General features: G+C 39.2%; 15 protein-coding genes. 14 read left to right on the forward strand and 1 reads right to left on the reverse strand.

Features of this window, described 5'->3' with window-relative positions:
• The first annotated feature begins 90 nt into the window (after window positions 1-90).
• The 12 genes from purR (at window position 91) to BQ5341_RS00465 (ending at window position 14,593) form a co-directional block, all read left to right on the forward strand.
• Complete coding sequence (gene purR, locus BQ5341_RS00410; RefSeq protein WP_071130104.1) at window positions 91-906, forward strand: pur operon repressor; 816 nt, start codon at window positions 91-93, stop codon at window positions 904-906.
• A gap of 510 nt (window positions 907-1,416) precedes the next feature.
• Entirely contained in the window at window positions 1,417-2,148 is a 732-nt protein-coding gene (locus BQ5341_RS00415) for a MurR/RpiR family transcriptional regulator (protein ID WP_071130105.1), read from the forward strand.
• A 110-nt stretch (window positions 2,149-2,258) separates the two neighbouring features.
• Window positions 2,259-2,486: a type II toxin-antitoxin system PemI/MazE family antitoxin gene (mazE, locus tag BQ5341_RS00420; protein WP_071130106.1), complete on the forward strand. Its 228-nt coding sequence runs from the start codon at window positions 2,259-2,261 to the stop codon at window positions 2,484-2,486.
• A 526-nt stretch (window positions 2,487-3,012) separates the two neighbouring features.
• A complete protein-coding gene (locus BQ5341_RS00425; RefSeq protein ID WP_071130107.1) occupies window positions 3,013-4,461 on the forward strand; it encodes a 6-phospho-beta-glucosidase in 1,449 nt (482 codons plus the stop codon).
• Window positions 4,449-5,990 carry a glycoside hydrolase family 5 protein gene (locus BQ5341_RS00430; RefSeq protein WP_071130108.1) on the forward strand — a complete coding sequence of 514 codons (1,542 nt, stop codon included), beginning with the start codon at window positions 4,449-4,451 and terminating at the stop codon, window positions 5,988-5,990. Before BQ5341_RS00425 ends, BQ5341_RS00430 begins: the two co-directional genes overlap by 13 nt.
• 86 nt (window positions 5,991-6,076) lie before the next feature.
• On the forward strand, window positions 6,077-7,072 hold the full coding sequence (locus tag BQ5341_RS00435) for a LacI family DNA-binding transcriptional regulator (protein ID WP_071130109.1): 996 nt from the start codon (window positions 6,077-6,079) through the stop codon (window positions 7,070-7,072).
• Between the two features lie 66 nt (window positions 7,073-7,138).
• Window positions 7,139-8,083: an ABC transporter permease gene (locus tag BQ5341_RS00440; protein WP_071130110.1), complete on the forward strand. Its 945-nt coding sequence runs from the start codon at window positions 7,139-7,141 to the stop codon at window positions 8,081-8,083.
• A gap of 13 nt (window positions 8,084-8,096) precedes the next feature.
• A complete protein-coding gene (locus tag BQ5341_RS00445; protein ID WP_071130111.1) occupies window positions 8,097-9,017 on the forward strand; it encodes a carbohydrate ABC transporter permease in 921 nt (306 codons plus the stop codon).
• Between the two features lie 48 nt (window positions 9,018-9,065).
• On the forward strand, window positions 9,066-10,715 hold the full coding sequence (locus BQ5341_RS00450) for a type 2 periplasmic-binding domain-containing protein (protein ID WP_407920120.1): 1,650 nt from the start codon (window positions 9,066-9,068) through the stop codon (window positions 10,713-10,715).
• A gap of 150 nt (window positions 10,716-10,865) precedes the next feature.
• A complete protein-coding gene (locus BQ5341_RS00455) occupies window positions 10,866-11,477 on the forward strand; it encodes a DUF624 domain-containing protein (protein WP_071130112.1) in 612 nt (203 codons plus the stop codon).
• Window positions 11,478-11,492: 15 nt separating this feature from the next.
• Window positions 11,493-12,425, forward strand: a complete 933-nt coding sequence (locus BQ5341_RS00460; protein WP_071130113.1) for an ROK family protein — start codon at window positions 11,493-11,495, stop codon at window positions 12,423-12,425.
• Between the two features lie 14 nt (window positions 12,426-12,439).
• Window positions 12,440-14,593, forward strand: a complete 2,154-nt coding sequence (locus BQ5341_RS00465) for a glycoside hydrolase family 3 N-terminal domain-containing protein (protein WP_071130114.1) — start codon at window positions 12,440-12,442, stop codon at window positions 14,591-14,593.
• Window positions 14,594-15,561: 968 nt separating this feature from the next.
• On the opposite strand, the gene BQ5341_RS00475 is transcribed toward BQ5341_RS00465, so the two are convergent.
• Window positions 15,562-18,150 (reverse strand): YfhO family protein, encoded by a 2,589-nt coding sequence (locus BQ5341_RS00475; protein WP_071130116.1) that lies wholly within the window; start codon window positions 18,148-18,150, stop codon window positions 15,562-15,564.
• A 233-nt stretch (window positions 18,151-18,383) separates the two neighbouring features.
• On the opposite strand from BQ5341_RS00475, the gene BQ5341_RS00480 reads away from it, so the two are divergent.
• Together BQ5341_RS00480 and radA are read left to right on the forward strand one after the other, a co-directional pair.
• Window positions 18,384-18,836: a dCTP deaminase/dUTPase family protein gene (locus BQ5341_RS00480; RefSeq protein WP_235836348.1), complete on the forward strand. Its 453-nt coding sequence runs from the start codon at window positions 18,384-18,386 to the stop codon at window positions 18,834-18,836.
• A gap of 15 nt (window positions 18,837-18,851) precedes the next feature.
• Entirely contained in the window at window positions 18,852-20,216 is a 1,365-nt protein-coding gene (gene radA / locus BQ5341_RS00485) for a DNA repair protein RadA (RefSeq protein ID WP_071130118.1), read from the forward strand.
• Window positions 20,217-20,389: the final 173 nt, after the last annotated feature.

The raw sequence follows: 20,389 nt of genomic DNA on the forward strand, positions 1-20,389 counted from the left end.
CCTCGCTTTTTTCAGTAAATCCCCATATAATAATTGAGGCTTACGATTTTTTGTGCATTTAAAAATAAAATATTTTTTGGAGGAACTTTTATGAAAATTCGCCGCAGTGAACGACTGATTGATTTAACCCAATATTTGCTCAACCATCCCCATGAACTGATTTCGCTAACTTTTTTTGCCAAACGCTTTTCCTCAGCAAAATCTTCCATTAGTGAAGACATTGCGATTATTAAAAAAACTTTCAAAGAGCGGGGACTTGGCGTGGTGGAAACTTTGCCAGGGGCGGCCGGCGGTGTCGTGTTTACACCAGCCATTTCTGAGAGCGTCGCTAAGCAAATGATTGCCGATTTGTCAGAAAAATTATCCCAACAAGATCGCTTACTGCCTGGTGGCTACGTTTATTTATCCGATTTATTAGGGCAACCCGAATTATTGCGCCAAGTCGGCCAAATTATCGCCTCCAAATATCTCGGCAAAAAAATTGACGCCGTTATGACGGTGGCTACAAAAGGCGTGCCGATTGCCCAAGCCGTCGCTTATTATTTAAATGTGCCCTTTGTAATTGTCCGCCGCGACAGCAAAATCACAGAAGGCGCCACGGTGAGCGTTAATTATGTTTCCGGCAGCTCAGAGCGGATTGAAAAAATGGAACTTTCTAAGCGCAGTTTGAAATCCGGTTCGCGCGTCTTAGTGGTGGACGACTTTATGAAAGGCGGCGGCACCGTCAACGGCATGAAGTCCATGATTGAAGAATTCGACTGCGAACTTGTAGGCATCACCGTTTTTGCCGAATCGAATTTCAAAGGACGCCGCCAAGTAGAAGACTACACCAGCTTACTTTACGTCGAAAATGTCGACACCGCCACAAAAACCATCAGTGTCGTACCAGGGAATATATTTGAATAAGGATGTGAAAAATGCGTTATGTGGTGTAGAGAATTAGGAAAATTTTTCGAAAATCCCGAAGTTGGATTTTTAAAAATTTTATCTATTCTCCTAACCACAGCTTTTTTCACACCGTGAATAAGGATGTCGAAAAGCTGATTTGCGCTGTAGAAATTTAGGGAAATGGTGAATGAACGCAAAGCGGTCAGTAGGCATTTTGTCTAATTTCCTAAGCGCAGGCTTTGAGACACCGTCAAAAAAAGGATGTCGAAGGCGCGAACAGGGACGTAGAAAAATAGAGATTCTGAATGCGAATGGAACATTCGCCGGAAGAATCATCTTTTTTCCTAGTCACTGCGCCTAAGACACCGTCAAAAAAAGGATGTCGAAAGAACGGGTTGCTCCGTAGAAAATTAGAAAAACTGAGGATGAATGGAACATTCAACAGAAGTTCTATCTTTTTCCCTAACTGCTGGACAAAACACACCGTCAATCAAAACCCCACCCCAACAATCTGTGAAAGGAGCACTCATGTCTCTTTTTGGTAAAATTGATTTCAATCAGCTTTCTGATGTTGACCGAACGATTTATCAATATTTCGCCGACCACACCGAAAAAATTGGCTACATGCGCATTCGAGAAATCGCCAATGAATCCCACACGAGCGCTAGTTCCGTGATGCGTTTTATTCGCAAAATGGGCTTTTCTAGCTTTGTGGAATTTAAAGCGAATTTTAAAAATGAACCCCGCACTGAGCTAGAATTTTTTCAAACAGGTCAGCAACTTTTGGCAGCAGAAAATTTTCCTAATAATTTGTCACAGCATTTACAAGAAGTGGCACAATTTATTTACGAAGCGGAAAATGTCGTCTTTTTCGGCATGGGAGCGTCGGGTTCTTTGTGTGATTATGCCGCGCGAAAAATGGCGACGATTGGCTACAACAGCTTTGCCCTCACCGATCCCACCTATCCCATCGCGCAAAAATTGCGGAACACCGTCAACAATGTGATTATTGTTTTGTCGGTGACTGGGACTACAACGGAGCTTTTGGAAACCATCAATGGCTTTAAAAATCGGGACGATTATACGACGGTCGCTATTTGTGCTAATGAAAATAGTTTGCTGGCTCAACTGGCCGATCACACGTTGAGCTATCACGTGGATATCCGCCATGCCGATCGTTTTAACGATCTCACCAGTCAAATTCCCGCTCTTTTTCTAGTAGAATCACTCGTAGCTGAAGTGGAAAAATTAAATAATTAAACAATTAAAAATAGCCCGATTAGCTTGAAACGCTAACTCGGGCTATTTTTTTCTTGTGTAATCTGACGATACACGGTATAACTATTTTGTAACAAAGAAGGAGGATCGTGATGCTAGAAGTAGTAACCAGAAAAGTTGGTAATTCCATTTCTATTTCTATTCCAAAAAAATTAAATGTCGCTGCCGGGACTGAATTTGTTGTCTATAAAAGTAATAGCGGGAGTTTAATTTTTTCTCCAAAAATTAAAAATCCTTTTACTTCGAATAGTGAATTTAAAAACGACGAGACAAAAATTTGGCAAGATATCGCCCAAGAAGAGTGGCAAAAAAATGTATAAGACATTATCCTTGGAAGAATAAAATCAAATGAGTTCGCTGACCGAATTAGAGGGGAAGATTTCCTTTTAGTGAAGCAAATTTTAGACTATTCATTAGAAACTGATTTTTAATTTATCGAATTTAAACAAACAAAAAAACGTCTCTGGTGCGCTGTGTACCACGATGGCGTTTTTTTCTTTTTTGAAAAAATTTGCCAAAAAGTGATAAGAGGGTAGTAAATATATGGAAGGGTTTTATAATGAGTGTAACGAGGTTGGTGACAACCTGATGAACGGTGTCTTAAGAACTGCTCCTAGGAAAATAGATAAAACTTCTGTCGAATGTTCCATTCATCCTCAGTTTTCCTAATTTTCTACGGAGCAAATCGTTCTTTCGACAACCTATGATTCACGGTGTGAAAAAGGCTGTGGTTAGGAGAATAGATAAAATTTTTAAAAATCCAGAAGCAGGATTTTCGAAAAATTTTCCTAATTCTCTACACCCCAGAACGCTTTTTTCACAACCTTACTTTAAGGAGGAATTTTTATGCCAGAATTTCCAAAAGATTTTTTATGGGGCGGGGCTGTGGCTGCGCATCAAGTTGAAGGGGCTTATAATGTTGACGGAAAAGGGCTGAGTACAGCCGACGTGATGACCGCCGGATCCAATGGCGTGGCTCGCGAAATTACGGACGGCGTGCTCCCTGGAAAATATTATCCTAACCACGAGGCGATTGATTTTTATCATCATTACAAAGAAGATATCGCTCTTTTCAAAGAAATGGGAATGAAAGCTTTTCGGACTTCGATTAACTGGACGCGGATTTTTCCAAATGGCGATGAAGAAACGCCCAACGAAGCTGGATTGCAATTTTACGATGACTTATTCGACGAATTATTAAATGCCGGCATTGAACCAGTGATCACTTTGTCGCATTTTGAAATTCCGCTCCATTTGGCTAAAGTTTATGGTGGTTTCACTAATAAAAAAGTGATCGACTTTTTCGTTCATTTCGCTGAAGTTGTCTTCACTCGTTATCAAAATAAAGTGAAATATTGGCTGACGTTTAACGAAATTAATAATCAAGCAGATGGCGCTCATGACTTGCACACCTGGACCAACTCTGCGTTTATTGCTGGCCCTGGCGAAAATAAAGAACAAATGATGATCCAAGCTTCCCTTAATGAGCTGATTGCTTCGGCTAAAGCTGTTGCCATTGGTCACAAAATCAATCCGAAAATGCAAATCGGCTGCATGATGGCTTACGTGCCGGTTTATCCATATTCTGCCAATCCTGAAGATGTGTTGGCGGCTGAAAAAGTTATGCAGCGGAGATTTTTCTACAATGATATTCATGCTCGTGGCGAAATTCCTCGTTACGCGTTGGCCGATTGGGAACAAAAAGGCTACGAAATTAATTACAACGACGAAGAACTGGCGGCACTAAAAGCCGGCACAGTGGATTATATTAGTTTCAGTTATTATATGTCGGCGGCGGTCACCACTTTGCCGGAAATCAAAGGCTCTGACGCATCGGATGCTTATCCTGGGGCAAAAATTGTCCGCAACAATCACGTTAAAGCTAGCGACTGGGGTTGGCAAATCGATCCTGTCGGCTTGCGTTACGTTTTGAATACTGTTTACGAGCGTTATAATTTGCCATTATTTATTGTGGAAAATGGTTTCGGCGCTTACGATAAAATTTCTGACGATGGCAAAATTCATGATGACTACCGCGTCGATTATTTATCCGCCCACATTGAAGAGATGATGAAGGCTGTCGTTTTGGATGGCGTGGAGCTGATGGGCTACACTCCTTGGGGCGTGATCGATATTGTCAGCTTTGGCTCTGGCGAAATGGAAAAACGTTACGGCTTTATTTATGTGGACAAAGATAATCAAGGCCACGGCACGCTGGCTCGCAGCAAAAAAGAAAGTTTCGCTTGGTATCAAAAAACTATTTCTGAAAATGGAGCCAATATATGGCACAAATAGTTAACGGTTTTGTTCGCGCCAATGGAAAAAATCTCGTCAATGATGATGGGGAAATTCTGTTAAAAGGTTGGGGGATTGGCAACTGGCTTTTGCAAGAAGGCTACATGTGGCAAGCTTCTGGTATTTCTCGCATGGACCGACCGGCGAGAATGAAACAAGTGGTCGCCGAGCTTTTAGGTGACACCAACGCCGAAAAATTTTGGCAAGATTTTACCGATAATTATTTTACAATTGAGGATTTGCTGTATCAAAAAAGTATGGGCTACAACTCGATTCGCCTGCCACTCCACTGGGATTTATTTTTGGAAAATGAACCGGAAGCTGTTTTTAAAGAAGACGGCTTTGCTCTTTTGGAAAAAATATTTTCTTGGTGCCAAGAAGCCGACTTGTATGTGATTTTAGATCTCCACGGAGCACCTGGTGGACAAACGGGAGCTAATATTGACGATTCGGCTGACGATTTGCCCCGCTTATTTTTAGATGACCAACAATTTGCAAAAGGTGTAGCGCTCTGGCAAGAAATTGCCCGACGCTACGCCCAGAACCAAGTGATTGGCGGTTTTGATTTATTAAATGAACCGATTCGTCCGGGATTTGATCCCGTGCAAGAGCAATTTTTTGTAAATCGCTTATTCGCGTTTTATCAAGAAACGATTGCCGCTATTCGTAAGTTTGATACCTATCATATGATTTCACTAGAAGGCCATCATTGGGCCACCAATCCATTAATTTTTAACCAGCGTTATGACGATAATTATGTGATTCATTTCCACCGCTATGCCACGTTGCCAGAAAAAGAAAATTTCGCCGACTTTTTAGCACTTCAGGATAAATGGCAAGTGCCGCTCTGGTTAGGGGAAACTGGTGAAAATTTATTACCGTGGTTTTCTGGTATGACCCAAATTTGTGAAGCTGAAAATATTTCTTATCACTTTTGGCCTTACAAAAAAATGGGCAAAAATAATTGTCCGGTAACGATTAAAACGCCAAAAGATTGGCAACTTATTTTAGATTATGCCGCCGGAAAAAAACACCCTGGCGCAATGAAGGCACAAGAAATTTTTTCCCAACTGCTAGAAAATCTGAAATTAAAAAATTGCCAAAAAAATTCAGCGACCGATTTCGCCGTTTTACGTAACGGTCCTTACACCTTGCGCGCGACTGAATTTATGGAAAGTGTTGGCGAAAGACAGCCTAAAGAAAATCTTTTTAATTTTCACAAAGAGGCTCCAATTTCTATTGTTGAAGTGACTCCGCGACAAGAAAATCGTTTTTCTTTTGACAACGGCTGGGATCGATTCGGTTTAAAATTACAAAAAAATGATTGCGTAACTTACTCCGCTCCAAACTTTTCAGTAAAAAAACTTTTGTTATTTATTGAGTCTGGAAATGGACAAATTTCCCTGCAAAATAAATTATACCAAGTCACAGAAAAGTGTGTCATCAAGCATGATTACGTATCCAACCAATTGCTCCAACTCAAACAAATCGAAGGCACCTGTATATACACTCACTTTGATTTTTTATAGAAAACGGTTAAAAAAGTGCTTGCAATTTCGAAACGGTCGGATATAATAGAAACATAAAAACGTTTTTATTTAAGGAGGCAAGTCGCATGAACAAAATTACTATTAGGGATGTCGCTAAAGAAGCGGGCGTCTCCATTGCGACCGTCTCTAAAGCTTTAAACGGTGTAGATGTTGTTAAGCCAAAAACAAAAGAAAAAGTTTTGTTAGCGGCTGATCGACTTCATTATGTTCCAAATCTTATGGGCAAACAGCTCAAAGGAAAAACCACTTTAATGTTGGGTTTTTATACAAATTCTATCACGGGTCCTTATTTCTCTACTTTAGTTGATGCTATTGCTAAAGAATCCGAAGCTTATGGTTATGGCGTAAATGTTTTTATTTCTACCGATAAAAAAGTTGTCCTCAATAGTATTTTAGGAAATATTGTTGATGGTGTGATTGGTTTTGAAGATATGATCACTGCTAGTGACCTAGAAGCAATTAAACGAGAAAAAATTAGAGCAGTTTTTATTGATCGAAATATTTCCTCGGAGTCAATTGGTTCTGTGGTTTTTGATTCAGCCGAAGCAGGTTATCAAGCGACGAAGCACCTAACACAACTTGGGCATCGAAATATTGCATACATTGCTGGATTTAATGACGTGTATGACAATGAAGAACGTTTCAAAGGGTACTTAAGAGCTTTACAAGAAGCTAAAATTTCTTTTGACGCGAAATTAATTATTCGCGGCTATTTTGAAGAAGAAGCATCATTTAAGGCGACGGTAGAATTTTTAAAAAGTAATCCAAAGAGTGCGACAGCATTTGTGGCCGGCAACGATTTATCAGCCATTGGTGCTATTAAAGCCATGCGCACTTTGAATTACGATGTACCAAAAGATTATAGTGTGGTGGGCTTTGATGATATTGACTTGTTAGAATATTTTACCCCACCATTAACAACGGTCCAAAATCCAATTGTGCTACAAGGAAAAACAGCGGTACATCATTTGATTAGTTTAATTAATGGAGAAAGCGTCGGTCAATCGATAGAATTAAAAGGGAATTTAATCGTCCGACAATCAACCCATAAACTAGAATAAAAGTGACCATTGTTTTATTAGATATTAAAAACGTTTTTATTCGTGAAAAACGGAAGGAGAGTTCAAATGAGAGAAGTTGCAAAAGAAACGACGGGTGATCGTTTCAAAAAGTATTGGCAAACTTTTTTTAGGCAGTGGCAATTACAGTTGATGGCCATTCCCGGCGTAGTTTATATGATCATCTTTAGTTTTATTCCGATTTACGGCATTACGATTGCCTTTAAAAATTACACCGTCATTGACACTATGGAAAGTGCGCAATGGGTCGGGATGAGTAATTTCAAAATTATCTTAAATGACCAATATTTTTGGACATCAGTTGTCAATACGCTAGGAATTAGTGCTCTGAAATTAGCGTTTGGTTTTGTTTTACCAATCATCATCGCTGTCATGATTTATGAATTGCGGGACTCAGTTTTCAAGCGTGTCGTTCAAACTATTTCTTATTTGCCTCACTTTTTGTCTTGGATTATTTTAGGCGGAATGTTAATCACTTGGATGTCTTCCAATGGGATGATGAATCAAATATTGGGGATTTTTGGGGCAACGCCTAGCACCAACCATATGCTTGATGCCAATAAATATTGGTGGATTGCTTCATTAGCTGATGTTTGGAAAGAAGCTGGGTGGGGAACCATTTTGTATTTGGCTGCCATGTCCAGAATTGATCCAACTTATTATGAAGCAGCTCGGATGGATGGCGCTAGTCGTCTTCGTCAAATATGGAGCATTACGATTCCCATGATTAAAGGAATTATTTCTTTAAACTTAATTTTAGCCGTTTCAGGTTTATTCAACTCAAACTTAGATCAAACTTTAGTCTTGATGAATTCTCAGAACCAACCAAAATCAGAAGTCATTAACTCATATGTTTATCGAATTGGTTTAATGCAAGGCGACTTCTCGTATGCAACTGCCGTTGGTCTGGGTGTTTCGATTATTTCAGTAATCTTATTGGTCATTACCAATCTTGTAACTAAAAAATTAAACGACAACAAGTCAGTTTTATAGGAAGGAGAAATTCATGGAAACTTCAAAAAAGAAAATTAGTTTTTCTAAACGTCGGGCTAATAGTTTGGCTGATAAAGATTCAAAAATTTTTAATTTCGTGAACATTCTTCTTCTTGTCGTCTTCACGATAATTATCATTGTACCTATTTGGAATGTTGTTGCTTCATCTTTAGCTAGTAGTGAAGCTTTAGCTAAAGGAGATTTTGTTTTTTGGCCGTCAGAACTTTCTTTTGACAATTATAAACGGGTTTTAAATGATTCAACTTTATGGAACGCTTTATGGATTTCTGCTAGTAAAACCGTATTAGGCGTTTTAGCTCATACTACTTTTTGTGCAATTATGGCATTTGCCCTAAGTAAACGGAATTTAAAAGCTCGTGGTCTGTATTCCACGATGGGGATTATTACTATGTTTTTCTCCGGCGGGATGATTCCAACTTACTTATTGATTAAATCTTTAGGTTTACTAGATTCATTTTGGGTCTACATTATTCCAGCTCTCTTTAGTTATTATGATGTTGTCATCTTAATGAACTTTTTCCGTGATGTACCAACAAGTTTAGATGAATCAGCTAAAATTGATGGCGCCAGCGAATGGAAAATTTTTAAAGATATTTATGTTCCCTTGTCTAAACCAGCCCTCGCAACGATTGCTTTATTTCATGGCGTTTGGCAATGGAATGATTTTATGACCACCAAACTTTACATTACTGACAAAGGATTATACCCGTTGCAAATGAAACTTTACGAAATCATCACGCAGTCACAAGCTGCAAGTTCGCAAGGTTTGAATGCGGCGATTGCAATCAATACCACATCAAAGGGGGTTCAATTAGCAACCATTGTAATTACCACAATTCCAATTTTAGTTATTTATCCATTGCTGCAAAAACAATTCATCTCTGGAATGATGCTTGGGGCAGTGAAAGAATAAAAAGATTAAAAGAATCAAAAGAATACAAAAAGAAAAGGAGCAACAAAAATGTCAATGAAAAAAGGTTACAAATGGGCACTTGGTACTACACTTGCAGCAGCAAGTATTTTAACACTAGCTGCATGTGGCAGCGGCGATAAAAAAGAAAGCAGCACAAAAGCAACAGATTTGCCAGATCTTGGCGATCGTTATGAAGTCGACAAAACAAAAGCTGCTTGGACACTAGATACAAAAGAAGAAACAGATTTAACTTGGTATGTGAATGCTGACTGGTGGAATACTGAGTTTGGTGAAGATTTAGTTACTAAAAAAGTTAAAGAAGATTTGAATATTAATATTAAATTTGTGACCGGTGATGATACTAAATTAAATACTTTATTTGCCGGTGGCGATATGCCCGACATCGTAACAATTTTTGATTCAAACTCTCAAGTTGCACGGAAAGCTGAAAGTTGGGCACTACCTTTACAAGATTTAGCTGATAAATATGATCCGTATTTTTATGATGTAGCTGCTGAAGATACTTTAAACTGGTACAAATTATCAGATGGTAAATCTTATGGTTATCCAGATTATTCCAATACGGCTGATGATTATGCAAGTGGCGATATTTATTCACGTGATGCGTTTATCATCCGCAAAGATGTTTATGAAGCTATTGGTGAACCTGATATGTCTACGCCAGAAGGTTTCCAAAAAGCAATGGCTGATATTAAAGCACAATTTCCAGATTTAGTACCATTTGGCTTTAATGATTTTGCAGCTGATGGCTCTGGAAATGGTTCGATGGATGGCGTTTTACAAGACCGTTTAGGTGTTCCTTACTTAACTGAAGATGGCACATACTACGATCGTAACCTAGATGAAGATTACTTAACTTGGATTAAAACTTTCCGTCAAGCGCGTCAAGATGGCTATATTTCTGATGATTCATTCACCGATGATGGCGATCGTTTTAAAGAAAAAATTTCTACTGGTGAATATGCTACAATGCTAATTGGTAGTTTCGTAAACCAAGGAATTTCTTTACAAACATTTGCTTCTGCTAATCCTGATGGTGAATATATTGCTGTCGATGGTGTGATGAGTACTAAAGGAAATGAACCTACTTTAACACAAGCTGGGATTTCTGGTTGGATGATTAACTACATTTCTCAAAATGCTAAAGATCCAGCGAAAGCAATTCAAGTATTTACTTATTTGTTAAGTGATGAAGGTCAAATGTTAACTAACTACGGTATCGAAGGGGAAACTTATGAAGATGCTGGCGATGGTAAAGTCCAATTTACTGAAGAAACACGTAATATTCAATTAAACGACCCTGAAAAATTCCAATTAGAATATCGGATTGGCGAATTTATTCAATTTGGTCATGACCGTTACAAAGCTTTAAGCGATCAATCATATGTGGATGCTGTTAAACAATTGCAAGAATGGGGCGACGGAAAATTAACGCCAGAATTTGCCACTGAAAATATTGGACCAGAAGCTGCTAGCCAAGAAGCTCGTGCTTTAAGTGCTATTACAACAAACTGGGGAACAACTTTAGTCGGCATGCTTCGTTCTGATTCTGATGATGCAGCAGACGATCTATTAAATAAATACAAAGATTTCCAACAACAAAATAGCATCGACGCGATTAACAAAGTTCGTAACGAAAAAATTACTGAAAACAAAGAAAAATTAGGGATGGAATAAAACTTTGATTAGCTTACATCATTTGTTTTATGATGGTAAGTTTCTCATAAAGTTCTAGTAACATCGTTGATTAAGAAATGAGCTGTGACATTAGTCTTTTTGTGACTCATGCTCCAGCTCATTTTAATTTTTGGGAAAGGAAGTGGAAAAATGAACAACTTATTTAGTCCAGATCGCGGTATTTATAAGGCAATGGCTAAGCTTTATCAGTTACTAGTGTTAAATTTCATATTTCTTTTAACTTGTTTGCCAATTGTGACGATTGGTACGGCCATAAGTGCGGCCTATGCCACAAGTTTTAAATTACAAACTGGTTCCGAAGAGAAAATTGTACGTACTTATTTCAAAAAATTCAAAGAAAATTTATTTCAAGGAAGTCTAGTGTGGCTGCTTGTGATCGCCTTTGCCGCATTGATCTTTGCCGGTTATCAAGGATTAAGAAGTTTTTTCCAAACTTTTCCAGCAACATTTTATATTTTTGCCTTTGTACTAGGCGTTTTACTATTAACGTTGGAATTTGTTTTTCCTATGATGGCTAAATTCGCTAGCTCAACGCCGAAAATCTTTATTAACAGCTTGATTTTGGCACTGAAACATTTGCCATATAGTATGTTAATCTTTTTCATGTTTGGAGCAATTGGAGTTGCGTTACCACTTTTCATTCCGCAACTTTTTGTGCTGTGGTTGTTTTTAGGTTTTGGGTTAATGATTTATTTGAGCTCAATCGTGTTTCAAAAAATTTTTAGTCAATATGTAGATTAGATAGGAAGATGACTTATGTATGTGGGATTTGATATCGGTGGAACGACAATTAAGTATGGTTTATTAAATGAATTAGGATCGGTTTTAGAACAAAATGCAATCGACACGCGTCATGAACTAGTCGAGTTGTTGGCGGATTTGTCAGCGATTGTTAAAAATTATCAAGCACGCTTTGCAGATATTAAAGGCGTGGGTATTTCAGCTCCTGGGATTGTCCAAAAAGATGGTACTTTATTAACAGCTGGCGCAATTAAACCGATTTATGGTGTGAATTTAAAAATTGAGTTAGAGAAAATAATTGATTTACCAGTGGCTATTGAAAATGATGGAAATGCTGCGGCTATTGCTGAACATTGGATTGGAAATGCTCAAGGAATCGATAATTATTTGTGTATTGTTCTTGGCACGGGACTTGGTGCAGGGATTGTTTTAAACGGTCAAGTTTATCGTGGACAACATGGGATGGCTGGCGAGTTTGGTTGGATGTTGATTAAGGAATTACCCGCTGAAGATAATATTGAATTTGTTTCTATGAACTGGAAAGGGGCAGTAATTTTAGGATTGTGCCGCCTTTACACTGAAGCGCTGAGAGAAATTGACCCCCAGCAAGAAGATATTATTGATGCGCGGATTATTTTTGAGCGACGAGAAGCAGGGGAGCAATTGGCGACAGAAATTTTAGCCCAGTACTATGAAGATTTATCGGTCATGTTACTGAATTTAATTGCTATTTTTGACCCTGAGCGGATTTTAATTGGCGGTGGCATTTCAGCCAATGATTTATTTATGGAAGAATTAAAAGCAGTGTTTGCCAAAACATTAGCTCGCCATGAAAGTCTGGCTTATCTACCAGAGGAAATTATTGCAAAAATTATGCCCGCTGAACTGAAAAATAATGCCGGGATGATTGGTGCTGTTTATCAAATACATCAACAACTAAAAAAATAAAATAGGTGAATTCAATGCAAAAAGAAAATTTAGAAAATCTTCTTTCCACCATGACTTTAGCCGAGAAAATTGGGCAGTTAGTGCAGCTAACGCCTAATTTTTTTGAAGAAACGGGGGCAACTGGTGAAATTACGGGGCCGTTAGAAGAGATGGGGATGACTGAAGACGAGCTGTACACCATTGGTTCGGTTCTTGGAACGCATACGAAAGAAGAAGTTTTAGCGATTCAAAAAAGTTATTTAGAAAAGAGCCGCTTGAAAATTCCGCTAGTTTTTATGGCTGATGTGATTCACGGGTACGAAACGATTTTTCCAGTGCCGCTAGCACTTGCTTCAAGTTTTAATCCGGAACTCATTGAAAAAGTGGCTAGCTATTCAGCCAAAGAAACAGTGGAAGCGGGCGTTCATGTGACGTTTTCTCCCATGGTGGACTTGGTGCGCGATCCGCGTTGGGGTCGGGTGATGGAAGCGACGGGTGAAGATCCATTGTTAAATAGTCGATTGGGTGCAGCTTTTGTTCGTGGCTACCAAGGGGCGCCTGAAAAATTGGCGGAAGATTTTTCAAAAATCGCCGCCTGTGTGAAACATTTTGCAGGATACGGGGCGGCTGAAGGTGGTCGTGATTACAATACGGTGGATCTTTCTACGTTGAATCTTTACGAAAATTATTTGCCAAGTTTTAAAGCAGCAATTGATGCTGGGGCGAAACTTGTTATGACGAGTTTTAACGTGATGCAAGGTATTCCGTCGACCGCCAATCGTTGGTTATTGAAAAATGTTTTGCGTGATCATTTGGATTTTTCTGGTCTGGTAATTTCTGATTGGGGAGCCGTCCGAGAATTGGTGCCTCATCGCATTGCATCGGATTTAAAAGTTGCTGCTGAACTTTCTTTAAACGCCGGCTGTGATATGGATATGATGAGTAATGCTTATATGAAAAATTTGGCCGAGTTAGTAGCTGAAGGAAAAGTTTTAGAAGCGGATGTTGATCAATCTGTGCTGCATGTTCTAGAATTGAAAAATGATTTGGGCTTATTTGAAGATCCTTATCGTGGATTAATGGCTGAAAGTCAAAAAATCACCGCGGGATCTGAAATCCGTCAAGTGGCTAGAGAAGCGGCTAGTCAAAGTATGGTTTTATTGAAAAACGAAAAAAATATTTTGCCACTCAATTCACAACAAAAAGTGGCATTAGTCGGTCCAATGGCTGAAAGTCAAGATGTTTTAGGCGCCTGGTCATGGATAGGCAAAACGGAGCAGGCGGTGAATTTGGCAACTGGTTTAAAAAAAGTTTTGCCAGAATTAACTGTTGTGGGGACAAGTGATCGGCTGAAATTTTCCGAAAAAGAATTAGCGGATATGTTTATCGCCGCTAAACATGCCGACGTGGTCATCGTCGCTTTAGGAGAAAGTTCGCTGGAATCTGGCGAAGCTACCAGCAAAGGGGATATCAGTTTACCGAAATCGCAAATGAATTTGCTGAAAAAAATTTCCGAAATTAATCCGCAAGTTGTCACCGTCCTTTTTAACGGTCGGCCGATAATTTTAGGCGAAGTTGTGGCAAGTGCGCAAGCTGTCCTGGAAGGATTTTTCCCAGGAAGTGAAGCTGGAAATTCCTTAGCCGATGTGTTAACAGGCGTAGTTGCGCCGACTGGCAAGTTACCTATGAGTTATCCAGTAAGTGTCGGACAAATTCCCGTTCACTATGATGAATTATCCACTGGTCGACCACTAACGGAAAATTATGGCGGCGGCGGATATGTTTCATTTTATTTGGATCAACCGAACGCACCGCTGTTCCCATTTGGTTACGGGCTAACTTATGGCGCGCTAGAAATTTCTGAGGTGAATTTTACTGAGAAAATGAGTGACGAACTGCCTGTTAAAATTTTCCTTAAAAATGATGGTCCAACAGCAGTCACAGAAACGCTCCAGTTATATGTTCAAGATTGTTACGGAACTGTCGCTTTACCGAAGCGCCGTTTGCGGGAATTTACCAAAGTTACCGTCGCTGCAAATAGTAGCGAAGTCGTGACATTGAACTTAAAACCAGCCGATCTTTCTTACGTGCATTCTGATTTAGAAAATTTTGCTGACCCTGGTGAATTTGAAATATTTGTAGGCTTTGATTCCAATGCCGAAAGTTTCGGAAAATTTGAATTGATTTAACTAAAATGATCACTCAATCTTGTCTGTTGAGTGGTCTTTTTTTGTACTAAAGCGACTTTATCTTGATGATTTTCGACATTAGACAAGCGTTTGATTGGAAACGGCTTTATTTCTAGTTAAAATGAAGAAAATTAAGGCGGAGGTTAAGACGATGGCAAAAAAAGCAGATCATTATTTTTTAGTGGATCCTTGGAAGATGCGCTCCTTTAAAAGATATTCTAATTCAAAGCGATGAAAAAAATAATGGGGCAATCTAGTTAATTTCACGAATTTTTTCACAAATTTTTCTTTTAAGTTTTTGAGATAGACATAAATATTTACCTGCATATAAATTGCCTGCCTTTAATTTTTCTCGAAAATTTAATGTTTAATCATGTTATTTAGGACAGAAGAGAGGCCACTTGCGCCAAGAGTATTCAAATTTTGCGGATAATATTATATGATTTAGACAAATAAAAAGAAAGGAAAACATTTTCAAAAAATATCATTTAAAAGGGAGGGAATTTATGAGAAAAAAAGCGAATCATTGTTTCGTTGATATTAATACTTCCTTTATTATTCGGTTGTTTTAATAATGAGAAGAAAATCACAGCAAAAGAAATTGAGAAAATACAGTTATCTATTTCGTATATACAAACTGATGGTAAAAAGATAGATTTGAGAGAAGAAGTTTATGTTAAGGAGGGGGGAAGCCTTCTACTAGAAATGACTAATGTGCCCGATACACTACAAGGAAATTTATTGATTGATGAACGGTCCGAGATGAAGCTAATCGCAGGTTCTAGTAAGGAGTATTCGTTTAAAATCTAGGAGAAATAATTCCCCAGCTAGCTAGTGGTCCACATTTTGTGACCATTGTTTCAGAAAACGGGAAAATACTACTTTCAAAAAAATATTTGGTTACGTATGATGCTGCCCCTTAAATAAAAAACTTCAAAATCCCATTTATTTGAGATTTTGAAGTTTTTTTATTTTGTTTTTTTCTTCAATAACACCACGTATCCGGCAAAAATGACTAGTGAACTTGTGGCAATGACTACACCTAATTTAAAACCGGCTGGGACGAATTTTAGTTCTAATTTGTGCGATCCTGCGGGGATTTCTAAAGTGAGAAAGGCATTTTTAAAGTCTTTGATGGGAATTTTTTTGCCGTCTAGATAAGCTTGCCAACCAAGATCGTAAGGAATAGTAGTAAATAATGTTTGGTCTTCAGCCGTTTCAATAGTGGCGACAGCGCCGTTATTTTCCATAGTAAAATCGACACTATTTGCTTGAATATTTTCAGCAGAGCGTACGTAAGCAGCGGTATCTAGCAGGACGATTTTTGGTTTCATAAAAGTAACACTTGGGGTGCCGTACAAATTCAAAACAAAATCAATCGTCGTTTCTTCGGAGTAATTGCCCAAATCATAATATTGACCGGAAATATTGATTTGCGATTTATGCGTTTCGCCATTGATTAAAATGGCCGCGGTGGAACTTTCTAACTCGGCAAAATTCATTGGATACAAACTTAAGTAAGCTTGCTTACCGGCTGGAACCGTTACTTGAAAATGAATATCTTTGCCGACATTACTAGTTTCTTCGGCGTAAGTGACGCTACTATTTGTCTTAGTTACTTTTGTATTTTCAGTGGACGTTTCAACCGGCTCAATGAGTTGATAAAATGTTTCTTGCGTGCCGGCCAAAGCGTTAAATAAATTTGTTTGGCTAGTGAGATTATCGAGCTCGGGAAAATCGACATCGTAAATTGTCTGATCCGTTAAAATGCCAAGTCCGGCGGCGTATTGATTTTCAAAAAGTTTATAAGTATTAGCGACACTTGTTTGGGTGAAGCCGAATTTACTCAATTGATTTTGCGAAATATTATAGCGGACACCCAGCAAATTATCCATTAGCAACGTGTTATTGGCGTAACGAATATTTAAATTGGTGCCGCGGGAGCGAAAGCCCAGCTCATTGAGTAAACTCGACGAATTGCGATTGCGAATCGAAGAAAACATGGAAACGCCGGAATACCCGTAATTAAAACTATCATTACTGGAAACGCCGTTGAGATTTTCTAAGCGGAAAAATTGATTTTGTCCTTCATTTTCATCCGCATCTGTCACTAGTTGCTTAATATCTGGATACGGTTCGGTGTAAAGGGAGCGCGAGGCGTAATTCCAATCATCCAAAATCCCTTTAATCATCCCGCCGCTATTGAGCATAGCTTCGGCGATCATCAGCGCAGCCAAGGCGCGGGTCCAAGATTTTTGATCGAGCAAACGCAATTTGCCACTGGTGAACACTAAACAATACAGCAGCAAAAAACTAAGCGACAGCACCACCGACCAAATGCTTAAATAAGGATAACTTTTGCTAAAAAAGATTTTAATCAAAAGGAAAATCAGCGCTAAGCTAAGAAAAATTCCTGCAATAAGAAAATAATCTCGCCACTCAACTAGCCGGAAACTCCGCAGTGCTAAGGCAATGACTAGAAAGGAAAAAACAAAACTGTACCGGAATAAGAACATATTGGGCGCGTGCATCCCGTGCCAAAATAAATTCATAGGTACAATATAAAAACTAGCGCCAATCACGGCAAAAAGTCCGGCGAAAATAATTTTATTTCTGGCGGGAATTTTTCTTGAGAAAAAATAAAAAAGACAAAAAACTAAAGGAATCAAACCAATATAAATAAAAGGAATCGAGCCGTATTTCGTCGTGTCGTAAACGCCGATCATATTTTTTACTAGTAAATCTAAAGGCGCCGTAGCTTCGGTTTTTAATTTGGTAATGGTGGAAAATGCCTCGCCGTTAGTTCGCAGATCCAGATACGTGGGCAAAATAATTAACATCGCCGCACCGCCAGCAGTTAGCGACGTTAGCAAGTATTGAGCGATTTTTCGTTTGGCCCAAGCCCAATGCAAAATCGTGCGGGCGACAAAATACAAAAAGGAAAACAGTCCGGCCATAAAGCCAAAATAAAAATTTGACGTAAATAATAAAAAGTAGCTGACAAAAAGCAAGAGCGGTCGGCCTTCATCTTGGATTTTTTCAATCCCCATAATGACAAGCGGCAAATAAATAAAAGCGTCTAGCCACATAATTAATTCCGAATGGGCGGTAATGAAACTCATTAAAGCATAAGTTGTAGAAAAGCTGACTGTGACTGCCGTGGATAATTTAAAGCGTCTGGCGTAATAAAAAAACGTCAGCCCCGCCAGTCCGATTTTAATAATGGTTAAAAAATAAAGCGCATCGGGCATCATTTGGTTGGGGAAAAAAATCACTAATGGCGTCAATAAGCCACCTAAATAATAAGCCGCCAGCGCAAAAAAATTCAGTCCTAAACTAGTATGCCAAGAATAAAATAATCCTTGGTCGCCTAGCAACATATTGCGAAAACTAGCGTGAAAGTTGGAAAACTGCGAGAAAGCATCAGAAGCGAGAATGCTCCGTGTGCTCCCAGGATAAATGCCAGTAAATAAATAAATAATTACCATCGCCAAAAACGGCGTAAAAAAAGCCAGCAGTGCCCCGCGATTTACACGGGGTAAAATATTATTTTTCATGAAAAACTCCTCAAATTTGTTACTATTAGTGTATCACAAGGGTGAATTTTGCGGGTGAATTTTTTGTTACTTTTTGGCGTTTCTAAAAGCTTGCTTAAAAATTTTCTTTTCCCTTAAATTGAAGGTTGAAACCCGCTTATTTCCCTAGTCTTATGGTAAACTAGAAACAGTATAAAAAACTTTTTTAAGGGGGAATTTTTATAAATACAAAAAAAAATCGTGGCTTTGAAGTAGTGACCGAATTTATCACACAAGAAATTCAATTACCAACGCGGGCTACTAAAGCGTCGGCTGGTTACGATTTTAAAGCTGCCCAAAAAGTGGTGGTCCCCAGTTTATTTGCCGCGTTGTCCCGTGGTGAAAAAATCGCACCAACTTTAGTGCCGACCGGCGTTAAAGCCTTTATGCCAGAAGACGAATATTTAGCGCTCGTCATTCGTTCATCAAATTCCTTAAAACGCGGTCTTAGCATGCCCAATGGAATTGGGATTGTCGACAGCGATTATTACAATGCACCAGCTAATGAAGGGCATATTTTTTTTCAGTTGATTAATTTTGGCACAGAAGATGTTGTGATTGAAAAAGGCGAACGCATTGGTCAAGGTATTTTCCACAAATATTTTTTAACAGACGACGATTCCACCGATACAGCGCGTACTGGCGGCTTTGGTTCGTCAGGAAAGTGAGTGAGTAAGTAAGCGATGGCCAAAAAAAGTAAAACAGAATTTGTTTGTCAAAACTGCGGTTATAACTCGCCGAAATATCTCGGGCGTTGTCCAAATTGTGGCGCCTGGAATCAAATGGTGGAAGAAATTATTGCCCCAGAAAAAGAAACGCTGGCCGGACTTAAGACCGTGGCCGCTAAAGCTCAACGCCTTAAAGAAGTGAATTTGGAAAATCAACCGCGAACGAAAACGGCGATGCCAGAATTAAATCGAGTTTTAGGTGGCGGCGTGGTGCCGGGTTCTTTAGTTTTAATCGGCGGCGATCCCGGGATTGGAAAATCGACTTTACTTTTACAAGTGTCGGCTCAATTAGCAGCCAAAGCGGGGAAAGTTTTATATGTTTCTGGCGAAGAATCAGCCACGCAAATTAAAATGCGCGCCACTCGTCTCGGGGTGACGGCGGATGATTTTTATATTTATCCGGAAACTGATTTAGGATTAATTTCGCAAACGATTCAGCAGCTGAAACCAGATTTTGTCATTATTGATTCGATTCAAACAATGCAACACCCGGAAATTACTTCAGCAGCCGGTTCCGTTTCGCAAGTGCGAGAAGTCACCGCAAGCCTGATGCAAATTGCCAAAACTAGCCAGATTGCCATCTTTATTGTAGGCCACGTCACCAAAGACGGCGCCATTGCCGGACCAAGAATGTTAGAGCATATGGTAGACACGGTTTTGTATTTTGAAGGGGAACGTCATCATACGTTTCGTATTTTGCGGGCGGTGAAAAATCGTTTCGGTTCCACCAATGAAATCGGAATTTTTGAAATGCGGGAAGAAGGATTAAAAGAAGTTTTAAATCCTTCTGAAGTTTTTTTGGAAGAAAGACTGGCGGGCTCCACCGGTTCAGCGATTGTTGTTTCCATGGAAGGAACGCGCCCGATTTTAGTAGAAATCCAAGCGCTTGTTACGCCTACCATGTTCGGTAACGCCAAGCGCACAACGGCTGGACTTGATTACAATCGAGTCAGCTTAATTATGGCGGTTTTAGAAAAACGAGCCGGACTATTGTTACAAAATCAAGATGCCTATTTAAAAGCGGCCGGCGGTGTGAAGTTGGACGAACCGGCGATTGATTTAGCGATTGCCGTCAGCCTTGCTTCGTCTTATCAAGAAAAAGAAACGGCTGTAAATGAATGTTTTATCGGCGAACTGGGCTTAACCGGAGAAATCCGCCGCGTCAATCGTATCGATCAACGCTTAGGCGAAGCACAAAAACTAGGTTTCACCAAAGTTTATTTGCCAAAAAATAATCTCGACGGCCTAAAAATCCCCAAAGGCCTCACCCTAATCGGCGTATCAACAATAAGAGAAACCCTAAAAAAAGTCTTTGGATAAAGGATGTGTTTTGAACGGTTAATGGCGTAGAAAATTAGGAAAATGGTGTATGAACGCAAAGCGGTCAGAAGGCATTTTATCTATTTTCCTAGCCATTGTTCAAACCACACCGAAAAAAAGGATGTCGCAAGCGCGGTTAGGGACGTGGAAAAATAGGAATTCTGAATGCGAAT

The organism is Enterococcus timonensis, from assembly GCF_900104595.1.
GTDB lineage: Bacteria > Bacillota > Bacilli > Lactobacillales > Enterococcaceae > Enterococcus_J > Enterococcus_J timonensis.